Source organism: Streptomyces sp. NPDC053079 (genome assembly GCF_044546695.1).
Lineage (GTDB): Bacteria > Actinomycetota > Actinomycetes > Streptomycetales > Streptomycetaceae > Streptomyces.
The window spans coordinates 1186346-1201989 of sequence record NZ_JBITZJ010000001.1 but is presented as its reverse complement, the minus strand read 5'-3'; the positions used below and the strand labels follow the sequence as shown (position 1 = coordinate 1201989).

13 protein-coding genes are annotated in these 15644 nt (G+C 69.7%); 7 read left to right on the top strand and 6 right to left on the bottom strand.

The window, feature by feature from the left end; all coding sequences use genetic code 11:
* The first annotated feature begins 225 nt into the window (after positions 1-225).
* Complete coding sequence (locus tag ACIGXW_RS04925; RefSeq protein ID WP_399569863.1) at positions 226-648, top strand: cysteine/serine endopeptidase inhibitor; 423 nt, start codon at positions 226-228, stop codon at positions 646-648.
* A gap of 26 nt (positions 649-674) precedes the next feature.
* On the opposite strand, the gene ACIGXW_RS04920 is transcribed toward ACIGXW_RS04925, so the two are convergent.
* On the bottom strand, positions 675-1118 hold the full coding sequence (locus ACIGXW_RS04920) for a hypothetical protein (protein WP_399569861.1): 444 nt from the start codon (positions 1116-1118) through the stop codon (positions 675-677).
* A 162-nt stretch (positions 1119-1280) separates the two neighbouring features.
* Between ACIGXW_RS04920 and ACIGXW_RS04915 the strand changes: the two genes are divergently transcribed.
* On the top strand, positions 1281-1418 hold the full coding sequence (locus ACIGXW_RS04915) for a hypothetical protein (RefSeq protein WP_399569859.1): 138 nt from the start codon (positions 1281-1283) through the stop codon (positions 1416-1418).
* Between the two features lie 9 nt (positions 1419-1427).
* Here ACIGXW_RS04915 and ACIGXW_RS04910 read toward each other — a convergent pair whose 3' ends face one another.
* A complete protein-coding gene (locus ACIGXW_RS04910) occupies positions 1428-4094 on the bottom strand; it encodes a SpoIIE family protein phosphatase (RefSeq protein WP_399569856.1) in 2667 nt (888 codons plus the stop codon).
* A 285-nt stretch (positions 4095-4379) separates the two neighbouring features.
* Between ACIGXW_RS04910 and ACIGXW_RS04905 the strand changes: the two genes are divergently transcribed.
* The 3 genes from ACIGXW_RS04905 (at position 4380) to ACIGXW_RS04895 (ending at position 8761) form a co-directional block, all read left to right on the top strand.
* On the top strand, positions 4380-6518 hold the full coding sequence (locus ACIGXW_RS04905; RefSeq protein ID WP_399569854.1) for a SpoIIE family protein phosphatase: 2139 nt from the start codon (positions 4380-4382) through the stop codon (positions 6516-6518).
* A gap of 247 nt (positions 6519-6765) precedes the next feature.
* Positions 6766-7266 (top strand): hypothetical protein, encoded by a 501-nt coding sequence (locus tag ACIGXW_RS04900; RefSeq protein WP_399569851.1) that lies wholly within the window; start codon positions 6766-6768, stop codon positions 7264-7266.
* An 88-nt stretch (positions 7267-7354) separates the two neighbouring features.
* A complete protein-coding gene (locus tag ACIGXW_RS04895; protein ID WP_399569848.1) occupies positions 7355-8761 on the top strand; it encodes a protein-glutamine gamma-glutamyltransferase in 1407 nt (468 codons plus the stop codon).
* A gap of 499 nt (positions 8762-9260) precedes the next feature.
* On the opposite strand, the gene ACIGXW_RS04890 is transcribed toward ACIGXW_RS04895, so the two are convergent.
* Together ACIGXW_RS04890 and ACIGXW_RS04885 are read right to left on the bottom strand one after the other, a co-directional pair.
* The gene (locus ACIGXW_RS04890; RefSeq protein WP_071967045.1) at positions 9261-9833 is read right to left on the bottom strand and encodes a dihydrofolate reductase family protein; all 573 of its coding nucleotides are present in this window, start codon (positions 9831-9833) and stop codon (positions 9261-9263) included.
* Positions 9834-10002: 169 nt separating this feature from the next.
* The gene (locus ACIGXW_RS04885; protein WP_399569845.1) at positions 10003-10563 is read right to left on the bottom strand and encodes a dihydrofolate reductase family protein; all 561 of its coding nucleotides are present in this window, start codon (positions 10561-10563) and stop codon (positions 10003-10005) included.
* A gap of 161 nt (positions 10564-10724) precedes the next feature.
* Between ACIGXW_RS04885 and ACIGXW_RS04880 the strand changes: the two genes are divergently transcribed.
* Positions 10725-11369, top strand: coding sequence for a TetR/AcrR family transcriptional regulator (locus tag ACIGXW_RS04880; RefSeq protein ID WP_399569842.1), 645 nt, complete (start codon positions 10725-10727; stop codon positions 11367-11369).
* A gap of 291 nt (positions 11370-11660) precedes the next feature.
* Positions 11661-12155: a hypothetical protein gene (locus ACIGXW_RS04875; protein ID WP_399569840.1), complete on the top strand. Its 495-nt coding sequence runs from the start codon at positions 11661-11663 to the stop codon at positions 12153-12155.
* A 24-nt stretch (positions 12156-12179) separates the two neighbouring features.
* Here the strand turns inward: ACIGXW_RS04875 and ACIGXW_RS04870 are convergent, their stop codons facing one another.
* Entirely contained in the window at positions 12180-14993 is a 2814-nt protein-coding gene (locus ACIGXW_RS04870; RefSeq protein WP_399569838.1) for a pyridoxal-dependent decarboxylase, read from the bottom strand.
* Positions 14981-15592, bottom strand: a complete 612-nt coding sequence (locus ACIGXW_RS04865; protein ID WP_399569835.1) for a hypothetical protein — start codon at positions 15590-15592, stop codon at positions 14981-14983. The genes ACIGXW_RS04870 and ACIGXW_RS04865 overlap by 13 nt, the downstream gene beginning before the upstream one ends.
* Positions 15593-15644 lie beyond the last annotated feature (52 nt).

Below are 15644 nucleotides of genomic sequence, written 5' to 3'. Positions count from 1 at the left end.
ATATGGCACTAGTTCCGGACAACTGTCGCTGCGGGGACTTGCGGCAGCGTCGTCCCGCATGGCACTCATGGACCGAAAGCCGGACGCGCGCCGAAAAAAATGCCGCTGTCCTTCGACTTCCTGACCGGCGAGCCGTGACGGCTCCGTAATGCCGGTTTCCGGGCGCTCGCTCCACGGGTCCGTGGAGCACACCCGCCCGCCATTACCCCTGAACGAGGAGAGACCATGCGTGGAGGCAGAGCTGCGCGCTCCGCAGCCGTCGTCCTGGCCGCCGCGGCCACCGGAATTGCCATCGCCACGGGACCGGCGGCCGCCGACGTTCCGATCGGCCAGCCGATGAACGGAAAGATGACCTACTACACCGACAAGGGCTACGGCGCCTGCGGGACGGCCATTGACGCGAACTCCCAGGACCTGGTCGCGGTCTCGCCCTCATGGTGGACCTCCGCCAATCCCAACAACGACCCTCTCTGCAAGGGGATATCGGTCGAGGTCAGCTACAACGGCAAGACCATCAGGGTGCCGGTCAGGGACAAGTGCCTCTCCTGCGACCGCACCCATATCGACCTCGGCCGGCCGGCCTTCCAGAAGCTGGCACCGCTCGACCGAGGCGTAGTAAACGGCGTCACCTGGAAGTTCGTGCGCTGAGCCCGGGTCCCGTCGAGCCCTGCGCCCTAGGCCGGCTGCAGAATCAGCACGGAGTTGTGGCCGCCGAAGCCGCGGTCGAGGTCAGCGGTGGGCGGGATGGACTGGTGTCGCAGAGTCAGGGCGGCGAGTGCCGCCTCGATGGCTCCTGCGGCACCGAGGGTGTGGCCGGTGACGCCCTTGGTGGAGGTGACGGCGGGCGGGTCGCCGTGGAAGTAGCGGCGGATGGTGGCACTTTCGATGCGGTCGTTCATCGGGGTGGCGGTGCCGTGCGCGTTGATATGGCCGATGTCGCTGGTGCGCAGGCCGGCGTCGGTCAGGGCCGCGTTTAGGGCCCGTTCGGTGCCGATGCCTTCCGGGTGAGCGGCGGCGTAGTGGTAGCCGTCGGTGGAGCAACCGTATCCGCTGAGATAGGCGTATGCGGGAGCACGACGGGCGCGGGCCGCCGGTCTGCTCCGGATCTGCCTTGCCACAGGGCGACCCGGGCACGAAGCAGTCCGCCACGGAAACGCCCTGAATCGTGCCGTGGACCTCGGGCCGACCACCACGCCCTTTCGGAGCGCAGCCGAGCTCGCAGAAGGTCGGTCAGCCGGTGGCGTTCTCCAGACAATCGCAGCGAGTGATTGCTAGGTGCGATGGGGCGCAGCGGACTGGAGCTGGCCACAGTAGAGGCCCGGCTCGACGACGCTCTGGACGACTCGAAGGAGCCGACCAAGCAGCTCACACGAGCCTGGGCGCTTCCCCGGCGTCGGCCTCTCCGCCGCAACGACTGAGCCGAAGGCTCACTCCGCAGTCGGCAGGGGCTGCTCGGTCCAGATGGTCTTGCCGGTGGGGGTGTAGCGGGTGCCCCACCGCTGGGTGAGCTGGGCGACGATGAACAGGCCCCGGCCTCCCTCGTCGTCGGCGGCGGCGTGGCGCAGGTGGGGCGAGGTGTGGCCGGTGTCGGCGACCTCGCAGACGAGGCTGCGGTCGCGGATCAGCCGGACGTGGACCGGCGCGCCGGAGGCGTAGCGGACGGCGTTGGTGACCAGCTCGCTGACGATCAGCTCGGTCGTGAACGACAGGTCCTCGAGCCCCCACTCGGCCAGCTGCCCACTGGTGACGGACCGGGCCCGTGCGACGCTCGCGGGGTCGGCGTCCAGCTCCCAGACCGCCACCTGGTGGTCGCCGAGCATCCGGGTACGGACCAGGAGCAGGGCCGCGTCGTCGTCCACCGGGCCGGGCAGCAGCTCGGCCACAGTGCGGTCGCAGAGCTCCTCCAGGGGGCGCCGGCACTCGGTGAGGACGCCGGTGAGCAGGCCGAGCCCCGTCTCGGTGTCGTGGCCCGGGGCCTGGACGAGACCGTCGGTGAACAGGGCGAGCAGGCTGCCGGCGGGCAGCTGGAATTCCACGCTCTGGAAGGCCGCGCCGCCCAGGCCCAGGGGCGGGCCCTCCGGGAGCCCCGGACGGCTGACGGCACCGCAGGCGGGGTCGACGAGGGCGGGCGGCGAGTGGCCCGCGCGCGCCATGCTGCACAGCCCGGACACCGGGTCGTAGACGGCGTACAGGCAGGTGACCCCCAGGGCCTCGTCGCCGTCGGCCCCCGGCGTGCCCCCTCCGCGGCCGTGCGCCCGCTCCTCGGCGACGCGCTCCTCGGCGGTCCGCCCGACCACGTCGTCCAGGCGCGCGAGCAGCTCGTCCGGGGCGAGGTCGAGGCGGGCCAGGACGCGTACGCTCGTACGCAGCCGGCCCATGGTGGCGGCGGCGCGCAGCCCGTGGCCGCGCACGTCCCCGACCACCAGGCCGACCCGGGAGCTCGACAGCGGGATGACGTCGAACCAGTCGCCGCCCACCCCGGAGCGGCTGTCGGCGGGTACGTAGCGGCTGGCCGCCTCGACCCCGGTCAGCGACGGCAGGTGGTGGGGCAGCAGGCCGCGTTGCAGTTTGAGGGCGGCGGTGTGTTCGCGCGTGATGACCAGCATCAGGACGACACCGACCAGCAGGGCGCCCAGGCCCACGACGCTCACTCCGCCGGTCGGCCCGAGGATCGGCAGGTCGAAGGAGGTCGAGCCGTAGTCGGGGGCGGCGTAGACGACGAAGGCGGCGTAGCAGAACAGGCTGAGCATCAGGAGCCCGCCCAGCCCCGGAAGCACCCCCTTGAACAGCAGGTCCCGGGGGCTGCGTGTGAGCAGCCCGCGGTAGCACCAGACGCAGGCGAAGCCGGTGAGGCCGTAGTAGAAGGCGATCGCGAGGCCGACCGCGCTGATGGAGTCGGCCAGCACATCGCGGCTGATCACGGTCAGCAGGACGAGGAAGCCGATGGAGACCAGGCCCATGCCTACGGTCGACCAGGTGGGGGTGAGGAACCGGCGGTGCACCCGGGCGAAGTGCGAGGGGACGGCCTTGTGGGCCGCCATGGAGAAGACGGTGCGGGCCAGCGGCAGGATGGTGGTCTGGGTGGACGCGACCGCCGAGGTCAGCACCGTGAAGATGAGCAGCTTGGTGAGGAACCAGCCGGGGCCCGTGGTGCCGAAGACGGCACCGCCCAGGCCGGAGAGCACGTCCCCGGAGTTGGCCGTGTTGCCCAGACCGGTGCCCTCGGTGCCGATCCCGGCGAACGCCTGCGCCGACGTCGCCACCAGGGCGTAGATGCCCAGCAGGAGCACGATGGAGACGACCGCCGCCCGTCCGGGGGTGTGCCTGCTGTCGGCGGTCTCCTCGTTGACCGCGACGGCGGTGTCCCAGCCCCAGTAGATGAAGACCGCGGCGAGGAGGCCCGCGGTCAGCTCCTTGGCCGACGGCACATGGAGGGGGTTGAACCAGGAGGCGGAGACGTGGATCGCCGTCGGCGGCCCGTCGGTGTACACCTTGACCAGGGCGGTCACCGCGAACAGGATCAGCACCGCCACCTCGGCGCACACCAGCCAGCGCTGGAGGGCCGCCGACACCTCGATGCCCACGTAGCAGACCGCGGTCATCACGGCGATCCAGGTGACCCCCGCGACGGTGGTCCACAGCCGGTCCTCGGCGAGCGAGTCGAACCCCAGCAGCCGGAAGCCGTAGATGCCGGCGATCTCCGCGAGGTTCGCCATGGCGATGACGTCGGCGACGATGATGCCCCAGCCGCCCATCCAGCCGATGCGCGGGCCGAAGGCGCGGGAGGCCCAGGTGAAGGTGGTGCCGCAGTCGGCGTCGCCCGCGTTGAGCTCCCGGTAGGCGTACGCGATCAGCAGCATCGGGACGAAGGCCAGCATCGTCACGACCGGCGCCTGGAGGCCGACCCCCACGACGATCAGGCCGAGCGTCGCCGCCAGGCTGTACGCCGGAGCGGTGGAGGACAGGCCCATGGCGACCGAGGAGAACAGTCCCAGGGCACCCGCCTTGAGCCCCTTCTCGCCCGCGCCGGAGCCGGGCGCGAGCGGCGCAGCGGACTCGACCGGACCACCGAAGAGCTTCACCCCTGCATTCATCTCCGCATCTCGCCTGGAGAGCTCGCGCCCCCGAGAGGACTCGTGATCACCATTTTCCCCGTGGTCGATCAGGTCCGCCAGACGGTGGCCCGCCGGGCAGGTGCGGGTCGCCACGTCGTGAGCACGTCATTTCCGTGCTCCACCGGCCCGGGGCCGGACCGCGGGAATCCGCGCAGCGGTGTGCCAGAGCAGCGATGTGCCAGAGTGGAGGTACGACGCGACGGCGCGGGAGAGGGTTTCCCTGTCATGCCGGCACAGCCTGATCGCCTCGCCACTGCACATCGCATGTTCCTGCACGGGCGGAGCGAGGAGTACACGGACCTGTTCGGGCAGGCTCCGGTGGTCTTCGCTGCGCTGAGCGGCCCGGAGCATGTGCTGGAGGCTGCGAGTCCGGCGTTTTTCGACGCCTTCACGGCCGGCCGTACGACGACCGGCATGCCGGTCGGGGAGCTGGTTCCGGAACTGGCCCGGCAGGGTGTCCTCGATCGGCTCGACGAGGTGTACCGCACCGGCACCGTGTACCGGAACCGAGGCGGGCACCTCCTGCTCGGTGGGCGACAGGCCCAGCGAGAGGAATTCTTCGACATCACCTACGAGCCCCGCCGGGACGCGGCCGGCCGGGTCGACGGAGTGACGATGATCGCGGTGGAGACCACCGCGTACCACCACGCGCAGCTCCTGGCCGCCGAGCAGCGCGTCCTGCTGGAGCAGATCGCGCGTGACGCCCGGCTGAGCGAGATCCTGACCGGCATGGCGAGGGCGATCGAGGAGCTCTCTCCGGACATGATCGTCTCGGTGCTGCTCCTCGATCCCGACGGCCGTCACCTGCGCCACGGCACCGCCCCGCGCCTGCCCGACTTCTACAACGACGCGATCGACGGGACCGCCATCGGCGAAGGAGTCGGCTCGTGCGGCACGGCCGCCCACCGCCAGGCACCGGTGATCGTCAGCGACATCGCCACCGACCCCCTGTGGGAGGGCTACCGCGACCTGGCGAAGCGGGCCGGGGTCGCGGCGTGCTGGTCCACTCCGATCCGCGGCTCGGACGGCCGGCTGCTGGGCACTTTTGCGATCTACCATCGCACTCCCAGGGCGCCCGACGACCAGGACCTGGCGCTCAGCGCGGCCTTCACCCGCATCGCCGCCCTGGCGATCGAGCGCCACCGCGCGGTGGAGGCGAGCCACGCCGCCCAGGAGCGGGAGAAGGCGGCCCGTGAGGACTTGGCCTTCGTTCTGGAGGCCAGTACCGCCATCGCGCGCCAGCCTCACTACTTCGACTGCCTCGAGCGCATGGCCCGGCTGACCGTGCCGGCCTTGGCGCCGCTGTGCGCCGTGCACGTGGTCGAGCGCGAACAGATCCAGCGGATCGCCGTCGCCGCCGCCACCCGCGCCGAGGAGGGCCTCCTCGCCTCGCCCGGACTGAGCGGCGAGATCGACAACGTGGTTGCCCGTGTGCTGGCCTCCGGCACCACCGAGACCGGCCAGGTCGGCTCCTGCCCGGGCGGCCTGTCCGCACAGCTCGACGTCAGCGGTTACGTGTGCGTACCACTGGCCACCCACGGCCGCACCTTCGGCGTACTGACCCTCCTGACCACCGACCGGCCCCTGGACGACCATGCCGTCGCCCTGGCCGAGGAGCTCGCCCGCCGGACCGCTTCCAGCGCCGACAATGCCCGCCAGTTCACCGACCGGGCCAGACTCGCCCGCGAGCTGCAGGCCGGCCTGCTGCCTCCCGAGTTGCCCGAGGTCCCCGGCGCCACTCTGGCGGCCTCCTACCACCCTGCCGGCGAAGGACTCGACGTCGGTGGCGACTTCTATGACGTCTTCCCGCTTCCCGACGACCGCTGGGCGCTCATGATCGGCGACGTATGCGGGCGCGGCGCTCGCGCCGCCACCACCACCGGCATAGTCCGCCACAGCGCACGCGCCGCCGCCCCTCTCCTCGACGACCCGGCGGCCGTGGTCACCGCCATCAACGCCGCTCTGACGGATCGGGCGGTCGGCGAGGAATGCTTCGTCTCACTCGTCTACGGCGAACTGCGGCACACCGCGTCCCACCTGGCGTTGAACCTGATCCGAGCCGGTCATGTACCCCCACTCGTGCGCCGGGCCGACGGCACGGTCGAAGAAGTCGCCCAACCGGGCCTGCTCCTGGGCATCGGCCCCGACCCCGACGCGTCCCCGTGCGGCGTCGACCTGTACCCGGCCGACAGCCTGATCCTGGTCACCGACGGCATCACCGAGGCCCGTTCCCCCAGCGGCGAACTCTTCGGGGAGGACCGCCTGGCCGACGCCCTCGGCGCACTCCGAACCCCGTCCCCAACCGCCGGCGTGCTCCTCGAGTCGATCTCCACCGCGGTCGCCGCCTTCGCGGCCGATGGCACGCACGACGACCAGGCAGTGCTGGTCCTCACCGCCGCCTGACCATGGCAATCCGGCCCGCACCGTGGGCTCCCCCACGACGTCGGTACCGGCCTCGCCGCGCACCATATGTCGGAGCAGGGGAGCACTGCCGCATCGCATCCCACACGCTGGGCCGGGTCGCATGCATGGCCAGATACGTCCTACGTGACGGGTTGGCCGATTTTAAAGCCATGATGTTGCCGGGGAGTTAACTCAGGGACATGATCACTGCTCGTATCAACCTGATCACTCATCCAGGAGCCGAGAAGTGATACGCCGAACCGCTCTCCGCGCCCTCACCACCGTCGCCGTGACCGCGGCTCTAGCCCTGCCCCTCACCCAGGGAGCCCAGGCGGCCGCCCCGGACGCGACCACCCCGGCAACCGCTGCCACCGCCACCACAGCTGCCTCGATCAACGCGCACGACGACAACCCCTTCCGCTGGATGGAACTGGACGGCCTGCGGGCCGACTTCCAGTACATGTGTCCCGCGGGCCACTGTGTGGGCTTCTGGTCCCTGGTCCTGACGGACAACGTCGCGCAGCAGAAGTTCGAGGGCCGCAAGTTCTTCGTCTACGCCCCGGCCACCGGTGAGTTCAGCTTCTTCCTCGACACGGACATCGCCGTGCGCACGGTCGACCACCCCCGCCAGGTCCGCCTGGTCGACACCGAGTTCATGCGCTCCCACCCGCGCGTCGAGGTCCGCTACGGCGACCCCGACCACCCGGACCGGGCCCGCGTCGTCGCCTCGGCGACGACCCTGATGTAGCGAGCCACCGGCCCCGCCCGACCCGGGCGGACAGCCAGGCCGGGCAGGCGACCGAGTCGCGCCCGACCCGCCCGGCGGCACCACGGTCATGACCGGCGACGACCGCGCCGGCGCAGCAGCGCACGACGGCGCGGCCAAGTCCCTGAGCGGCAGCTCGCCGCAAGCCTCCCCTCCGTTGCGTCGCGCTCTCGCATGCCCTCGTTTCACGAACTTCACCACAAAGGAGTTATTGATCTTCATGCATCAACGTCGGAGATTGCTCGCCTTCGCCACCGTGGGTGCGTTCATATGCACCGCTGGATCAACACCGTCGGTCAGCCAGGCCGCCGGCAGCGGCGATGGAAAAGAAAAGGGGTCCTACGCCGAAACGCACGGCCTGACGGCGGATGACGTCAAGAACATCAACGCACTGAACGAAAGCGCCCTGGCTCTGGGGCAACCTGGCAAGCCTCCGGCGGAATTATCTCCGAGCGCCAGCGCGCCCTCCCGGGCCCCCGCCTCCGACGACGACAGGGTAACCCCTCCCGCCGAGCCGCTCGACAGGATGCCTGACGCGTACCGGGCCTACGGAGGCAGGGCCACTACTGTCGTCAACAACTACATACGCAAGTGGCAGCAGGTCTACAGCCACCGCGACGGCAAGAAGCAGCAAATGACCGAAGAGCAGCGAGAAAAGCTGTCCTACGGTTGCGTCGGCGTCACCTGGGTCAATTCGGGCCCCTACCCGACGAACAAATTGGCGTTCGCGTTCTTCGACGAGAACAAGTACAAGAACGACCTCAAGAACACCAGCCCCCGACCCGGGGAAACGCGGGCGGAGTTCGAGGGCCGCATCGCCAAGGACAGTTTCGACGAGGGGAAGGGCTTCAAGCGGGCGCGTGATGTGGCGTCCATCATGAACAAGGCCCTGGAAAACGCCCACGACGAGGGGACTTACATCGACCACCTCAAGACGGAGCTCACGAACAAAAACGACGCTCTGCTCCACGAGGACAGCCGCTCGAACTTCTACTCGGCGCTGAGGAATACGCCGTCCTTCAAGGAAAGGGACGGAGGCAACTACGACCCGTCCAAGATGAAGGCGGTGATCTACTCGAAGCACTTCTGGAGCGGGCAGGACCAGCGGGGCCCCTCTGACAAGAGGAAGTACGGCGACCCGGAAGCCTTCCGCCCCGCCCAGGGTACCGGCCTGGTCGACATGTCGAAGGACAAAAGCATCCCGCGCAGTCCGGCCAATCCCGGCGAAGGTTGGGTCAATTTCGACTACGGTTGGTTCGGGGCTCAAACAGAAGCGGATGCCGACAACACCACGTGGACCCACGGCGACCACTATCACGCGCCCAACAGCGACCTGGGACCCATGCACGTACACGAGAGCAAGTTCCGGAAGTGGTCTGCCGGGTACGAGGACTTCGACCGCGGAAGCTACGTGATCACGTTCATACCCAAGAGCTGGAACACCGCCCCCGCCGCGGTGAAGCAGGGCTGGCCGTAACAGAACCGGGCAGGAGGGCCTTCGGGCTCCCTCCGGACTCCATCTCACGATGATGCCCTTGCCTCCGGCTCGGGGTTGGCAACAGCTCCTCCCCCAGAGGGCTTTCAACCCCCAAGCAATCGCCAGGCCGGGCGTACCGGCAGCGAATCCCCGGTTCCCGAAGACGGGGATTCGCTGCCGGACATCGCCACATCACGGCGGTCTCCTTCTCCGGCACCTTCGACACCGCGAAGGAGGCCCGCGCCAGTCTCCAGAAAGCACCTTGACTCCCGCGCCGTGCCTTCGTGACGCCACCCGGCGGCACCCAGTAGAAGAAGGCAACCTCTTGCCTATTCCTGGCGCACTCCGGCCGCGCTGTCGGCGCTGTAGCCCCGCAGCAGTGCGCGCAGTACCCCGTCGGACTCCCGGCGGACAGCGAGTAGACGGGCCGCATCGTGCAGCGCGGTCATGCCGGGTTCCGCCCTTCTTCCTGTGCGCGTACTTCGGGTGCGGGGCCTTGTCAGCGGACGACGTCGAAGACGTTCTTCTGCAGGCCGTTGGCGTACACCTCGTGCTCGACGAGCTTCAGCTTCTGGGTGTCCTTGTCGGTGGCGCTGAACAGACGCTTGCCCGCGCCGAGCAGGAGGGGGAAGACGAGGAGGTGGTAGCGGTCGATCAGGCCGGCGTCCGAGAGGCCCTGGTTGAGGGAGGCGCTGCCGTGGAGGATGATCGGGCCGCCCTCGGTCTCCTTCAGTGCGGCGACCTCGTCGAGCGAACGCAGGATCGTGGTCTCGCCCCAGTTCGCCACCAGGTCGTCGTCGGCGAGGGTGGTGGAGACGACGTACTTCGGCATCAGCTTGTAGTCGGCGAAGTCCGCCATGTCCGGCCACACCGGGCTGAACGCCTCGTAGCTGGTCCGGCCCATGAGCATGGCGGTGGCTTCCTGCTGCTCCCGGCCCTTGATCTCGAACGCCTCGGGGAGGAACTCGATGTCCTTGAAGGTCCAGCCGGAGTTGCGGTAGCCGGGCTCACCGCCCGGGGACTCCACAACGCCGTCGAGCGAGATGAAAGCGGTGCTGATCAGGGGACGCATCTTCGAGGTTCCTCGCTGTCTCGTGTCTGGGTACAAGAAGGTTCAGCCGGTGCGCGCTTCGATCACACGCGCTGCCGTGGCGCACCCGCCGTGATCTCTGACTGCAAGACCACGGACGGCGAAACTCACCGGTCGCCGCCCGCCCGTCGGGGCGGCTCGAGCGCGCGGTCTAGTCGGTCCGTTCGTGACGGAGGAGGACCACCTGAGAGTCGAAGGTCCTGGTCTCGGTCAAGGTGAGGTCGAACCGCTGCTGGGGGGTGGTGAAGACGCGCTTGCCGCCGCCGAGGACGACGGGGTGCACGAAGATCTGGTACTCGTCGATCAGCTGGTACTCGGTCAGGAAACCGGCCAGCGTGGCGCCGCCGAACAGCAGCAGGTGCGCGCCGCTGTTCTTGAGGGCGGTGAGCTGCTCGACGACGTCGGTGTTGATGACGCGGGTGTTCCAGTCGGCCTCGGTCAGCGTCGAGGAGACGACGACCTTGGACGCCTGGCGCCAGAGGGGCGCGAATGCGAGGTCGTGCTCGTGGGTGGAGAACTCCTCGGCGCGGGGCCAGAAGCCGGACATCATGTCCCACACCTTGCGGCCGTACAGGAAGATATCGGCGCCCCCGGTGAGGGCGTGCGAGTAGGCGGACAGCTCGCCGTCCATCCGGGGCCAGTCGAACTCGCCGTTCGGTCCCTCGATAAAGCCGTCCAGCGACTGGTGCACAAAGTGCGTGATCTTGCCCATGCGAAGCGGAATCCCCCTGACGAAAGTACGTCCGGGCGGTCGACGACCACCCCTTGTGTACGATGTCCACATTTGGAGGATGTGGCGATCCGCACCCCCGAGCGAACATACGTGAGCCTAGACGACCTAAGTGGATGCTGTCCACATTGGAGGCGGTAGCCGTGGCGGCAGCCAGGAACGACACGCCGAAGCGGGAGACCTACCGGCACGGCGACCTCCGCAACGCACTGATCGAAGCTGGTCTCGAACTCGCCCGCCAGGGCGGTCCCGAGGCGGTCGTGCTGCGCGCCGCCACCCGGCAGGCCGGGGTCGTCCCGAACGCCGCCTACCGGCACTTCGCCGACCGGGGCGCCCTGCTGCACGCCGTCTCTCAGGCCGCCATGGCCCATGTCGCCCACACCATGGAGGCCGAACAGGCCGCCCTGCCACCCGCCGAGGACCCGGCGGTCACCGCCCGCGCCCGCTTCCGAGCCGTCGGCACCGGCTACCTCCGCTTCGCACAGGAGGAGCCGGGCCTGTTCCGGACCGCCTTCCACGTTCCCGGCGACATGACCCACGCCGCCGCCGACACCGCCGCAGGCCCCGGCGGCAAGACCCCCTTCGAACTGCTCGGCACCGCCCTCGACGGCCTCGTGGAGAACGGCCTGCTGCCCGAGGACCGCCGCCCCGGCGCCGAGTTCCTCGCCTGGTCCGCCGTCCACGGACTCGCCGTCCTCCTCATCGACGGCCCCCTCCGTGGCCTCCTCCCCACCCAGGCCCACGACGCCGGCCAGCACGTCATCGACATGATCGAACGCGGCATCTGAAACGGCCGCATCGGGCATGCCACACGGTCGGGCTACGGGCTTCCGGATCCCTCCCCCGAGCAGCCCTCCCCCGGTCCGACCGGGGATGAACAGCACAGCGTGCGGGTGCTCTCTCACGCCGCTTGTGCGCGGACGCTGCGTCAGCTTCGCATCTCATCGCCGATCGACCCTTGGAAGTGGGCCGGGATGTGAAGAATTCTGCCGTCGTCAGTAGCCGGTTGCGATCGGGAGCGGGACGGGGAGCGGATGGGCATGGGGTATCGGTGGGGCAAGACGTGGGGGTGCGCGGGCGTGGCCGTGGTTCTGGTGGCGGCGGGTCCGATGGCGCTTCCCGCGTCCGCGCATTCCGGAGAGAGAGCGAATGCCGTCCTCAACTGCGCAGGAAGCAACTCCATCGCGTTCTCACCGGGATTGACTTTCTCGACGAAGCCCACACAGATCACGGGCCGCGGCGATTACCGCTGTGTATCGACGGACCCTTCGGTGACGGCGGCGAAGTCCGTGATCAAGGGCGGAGGGGAGAACAGCTGCCTGCTGTCACATTCGGTCACAAAGGAGCACATCACGTGGAACACCGGGGAACGGAGCACGGTCGTCTACGACGTGGGGGTCGTGCCGCAGCCGGCCGGTGAGGCCGTGGTGCTGGTCGCGGGCAAGGTGACGTCCGGCAAGTTCACGGGCAGGAGGGTGGCCTCTCCCGGCGTACAGCTCACGGCCGACCCGTTGAAGTGCGGCACCGACGGGGTGAAGCTGATCAAGGGTCCGTCAGCGCTGGTGTTCTCCTGACCAGGGCAGGGCAGCCGTTCCTCGTCAGGACTTACGGCCCTGACGAGCGACCAGTTCCAGGACGGCCTCGACGTCTGCGCGGGTGCTGGTGGGATTGATGGTGCACAAGCGCAGCACGGTGGCACCGCGCACTCGGGTCGTCAGGATCAGGGCCTGACCGCTCGCGCAGATGTCGCGGCTGACGCGTTCCTGGGCGGAGTCGGCATCCCAGTCGTCCGGGGCGTCGGCCGGGTGATAGCGAAAGGTGAGGATGGCGAGGCTGGGCGCCGTGACGAGCCTCAGATCGGGGTGGGCGGCGATGAGCGCGGCAGCGTGCTCGGCCAGGTCCATGCCGTGCTCGATGGCCTGCCGGAACGCCCGGGCTCCGAAGGTCTTGAGCGAGAGCCACAGCTTGAGGGCCCGTAGGCCTCGGCTCTGCTGTGGACCGTAGTCGGAGAGGTTGACCTCCTCGCCTCGGGACTCGGTCGGCGCGAGGTAACCGGTGTCCAGGGCGTGGCGCCCCAATGCAAAGGTGGCGGGCAGCAGCTCGGGGCGGCGGAGCAGGACGCAGCCGGTCTCGTAGGGCTGGAAGAGCCACTTGTGCGGGTCGATGGTCAGGGAATCGGCGCGCCCCAGGGCGCCGCGCAGATGGTGGCCGCGGGGGGTCGCGGCGGCTGCCGCACCGTGGGCACCGTCGATGTGGAGCCACAGCCCCTCCTGCTCGCACAGGTCGGCGAGGTCGTCGAGGGGGTCGATGGCGCCGGTTCCAGTGGTGCCGAGGGTGGCGACGACGGCGAAGGGGCGCAGGCCCTCGTCCCGGTCCCGGACGATCCGCCGGGCGACGGCCCGGGCCTCCAGGCGCAGGTCATCATCGGCGGGGACGGCGCAGAGTTGATCCCGGGTGAGCCCCAGGAGATGCGTCGCCCGTGGGACGGACGGGTGGGCCTGGGTGGAGCAGTACAGGCGGGCGGGTGCGCAGTCGCCGCCCAGGTGGTGGTCGCGGGCGACAGCCAGGGCGGTGAGATTGGCCAGGGAGCCGCCGCTGACGAGCAGGCCACCGTGGCTGTCGGGCAGGCCGAGCAGGGCCTTGAGCCAGCCGAGAGTGGTGAGTTCGAGCTGGGTGGGCCCGGCGCCGACGAGCCAGGCCCCGGGGACCGACAGGTGGGCCGAGGCGAGTGCGTCGGCGAGTACGGCCGGGAAGTTGCCGGTCGAGGGTACGAAAGCGAAGCAGCGCGGGTGATCCAGGCGGGTCGCCTCGCCGAGTGCCCGGTCGGTGACGTGGTCCAGGAGAGCGGGGAGGTTCGAAGTGCCGTGCTCGGGAAGCGGCTCGTCCAGGGCGGTCCGGAGGGTGTCGGGCGAGGGGACGTGGAAGGGCGGCCGGTCACCGGTCGTGGTGAGCCGGTTGATGATCAGTTCGATGGTGTGATGGCCGGCTTCGCGCATCCGCTGTTCGTCCAGCCGCAGGGGCGGGAGTCCGACTGCCGGTGGCGCCTGCGGCCGGCCCTGGCCGGGGAAGCCGGGGAGGCTTTCGGCGCCGATCCGGGACCGCTGGAGGAACGTGGAGATCCACGCCAGTGCCTCCGGGGCCGGGCGGGGGCGTGGTTCGAGGGCCGCAACGGGCCGGCCGAACTGGGCGAGCGCCAGCTCTTGGCCGGCACTGACGGGTCCGGGGTGGGCGATGGCCCACCACAAGGCTTCGTTGTCGGCGATGCCGGCAGTGGCGGGGAGGGGACCGGTCACCCCGTGGCCGGCCTCTCGGTAGCGTCCTGAGGGGGCGAGGTCGTGCACGGTGCTCTCCGTGGCGGCGTGCACCACGAGCTGACTGGGGTGCGGGCCCGGGGGGAGCTCCCGTGCCACCGGATCGGGAAGGGCGGGGAGCAGGAAGGACAGGATGTGCAGGCCCAGGGATGGCAGGAGTCCCGCGCTGCGCTCGAGGGCCTGGACGAGGGAGACGACGGTCTGGAACCGGGGGTTGACCTCGATGGCCATCAGCCGGCCGGCGTCTTCGACGAGGTCCAGGCCGAATACACCGCGGAAGCCGCGTCTGCGGAGCACCTCGCCCACGCGACGGGCCGCCTCGCGGGCCTGTCCGTACAGGCCCGCAGGCAGATCGTCGGGGTGTACGAGCTGGTTGCCGCAGTGGGTGCCCCAGCCGGCGGCCAGTTCCGCAAGCCCCACCAGCTGGTGGGAGACCGCCGAGACGATGGTGCGGTCCGGCCCTGCGCAGGCGGTGACGGTCAAGGAGATTCCGGGAGCGTAACGGCTGAGTTTGACCGGCTCGTCCGGCCAGGTGTCCAGGCAGGTCTGGAGGCTCGACGGGGAGTCGACGAGGACGGTCCCGCGGCCGATGAGGTTGTTCTCCCTCCGTTGGGCGACCGCCTGCGGCCAGCGGTCGTTCCAGTACGTTTCGGCAGGTTCCCGATCCGTTGCGGGAACGACCCGTGACGGCGGCGTGGGTACGCCCGCCATCCCGAACAGCTCGATGGCATGGATCTTGTCCGCAGCCCAGGCCGTGACACCGGGGTCCGGGGCGAGCAGTCGGTACCCGTACGTGCGGGCCCAGGTCCGGGCGTTGGTGCCGTGTTCGGGGGCGAAGGACACGCACAGTCGGCGCGGGTCGGACGGGGGCGGCCGATGGTCGGGCGGGGGCACGGGCAGCTGCTGGAACGCGGAGACCGGCTCATGTCTCAGCCAGGACGGTGCCGGCTGGAACGACGCGCTCAGGAAGGGGCAGTGGTCCAGCCACACGACCTCGCCGACGGACTCGGCCAGCAGGCGCAGCCCTGTCTGCCCGTCGACGCCCTCGATGTCCCCGGCGGCCCGGGAAGCGTCGCTCCGGTACTCGGTCAGCTGTCGCACAGTGGTTCCTCTCGGGGAGAGCTCTGCGCGAGATGGTGCCTCAGCAGTGAGGTGCCGGAGGGCACGCATCGCTCGCAGATGGTGATGTGACTGCTGTGATTTCGGCTTTGCGCTGCCTGGAGGGAGAGAGCCGCTTGGCGGATCTCTTCGACGGGTCCGGTATCCGGCGGCAGGTCCTTCACTGCTCGCCTGAGACGGTGCATGCGGATCGTCATCGCGCGGTGCTCCCGGTTGAAGACCCCCGAGAACCCGGGCCCGACGAAGGGAGGTTGCATGGTCGGACGGACTTCGTCCTGGTAGGCGCCGGGCGGGAAGTCGGAGGCATAGGCCATGGCGGCGGTGGCCGCGTCGTACAACGCCCGTAACCGCTCCATGCCGTGGACCAGCGAAGGCCATCGCGTGTCCTGCGCGGCGGCCAGGGTCTCGTCCAGGACGGTGTTCATGGTGGCCAACAGCACGTGGAGGAGCTGATGGCCGAGTTTCCAGCGGCGCAGTGCGTCGCCCTGTTCCTTCCCGGGCTGTCCCGTGAACGGCTCGTGATGCTCCGGTCCCGGCTCTGGGGCGACACTCAGCCAGGACGTCAGCGTGGCGGAGGACATGTGCAGCAGCCCGGTGAGGACGTCGGCCCGTTGACCGTCGTCAAGACTCGTC

Bases quoted from the DNA above. Each gene is read 5' to 3' on its own strand.
- ACIGXW_RS04910 (WP_399569856.1), bottom strand. From the start codon at position 4,094: ATGAATGCAGGGGTGAAGCTCTTCGGTGGTCCGGTCGAGTCCGCTGCG.
- ACIGXW_RS04915 (WP_399569859.1), top strand. From the start codon at position 1,281: ATGGGGCGCAGCGGACTGGAGCTGGCCACAGTAGAGGCCCGGCTCGAC.
- ACIGXW_RS04895 (WP_399569848.1), top strand. From the start codon at position 7,355: ATGACCGGCGACGACCGCGCCGGCGCAGCAGCGCACGACGGCGCGGCC.
- ACIGXW_RS04905 (WP_399569854.1), top strand. From the start codon at position 4,380: ATGTTCCTGCACGGGCGGAGCGAGGAGTACACGGACCTGTTCGGGCAG.
- ACIGXW_RS04890 (WP_071967045.1), bottom strand. From the start codon at position 9,833: ATGCGTCCCCTGATCAGCACCGCTTTCATCTCGCTCGACGGCGTTGTG.
- ACIGXW_RS04865 (WP_399569835.1), bottom strand. From the start codon at position 15,592: ATGTCCTCCGCCACGCTGACGTCCTGGCTGAGTGTCGCCCCAGAGCCG.
- ACIGXW_RS04885 (WP_399569845.1), bottom strand. From the start codon at position 10,563: ATGGGCAAGATCACGCACTTTGTGCACCAGTCGCTGGACGGCTTTATC.
- ACIGXW_RS04925 (WP_399569863.1), top strand. From the start codon at position 226: ATGCGTGGAGGCAGAGCTGCGCGCTCCGCAGCCGTCGTCCTGGCCGCC.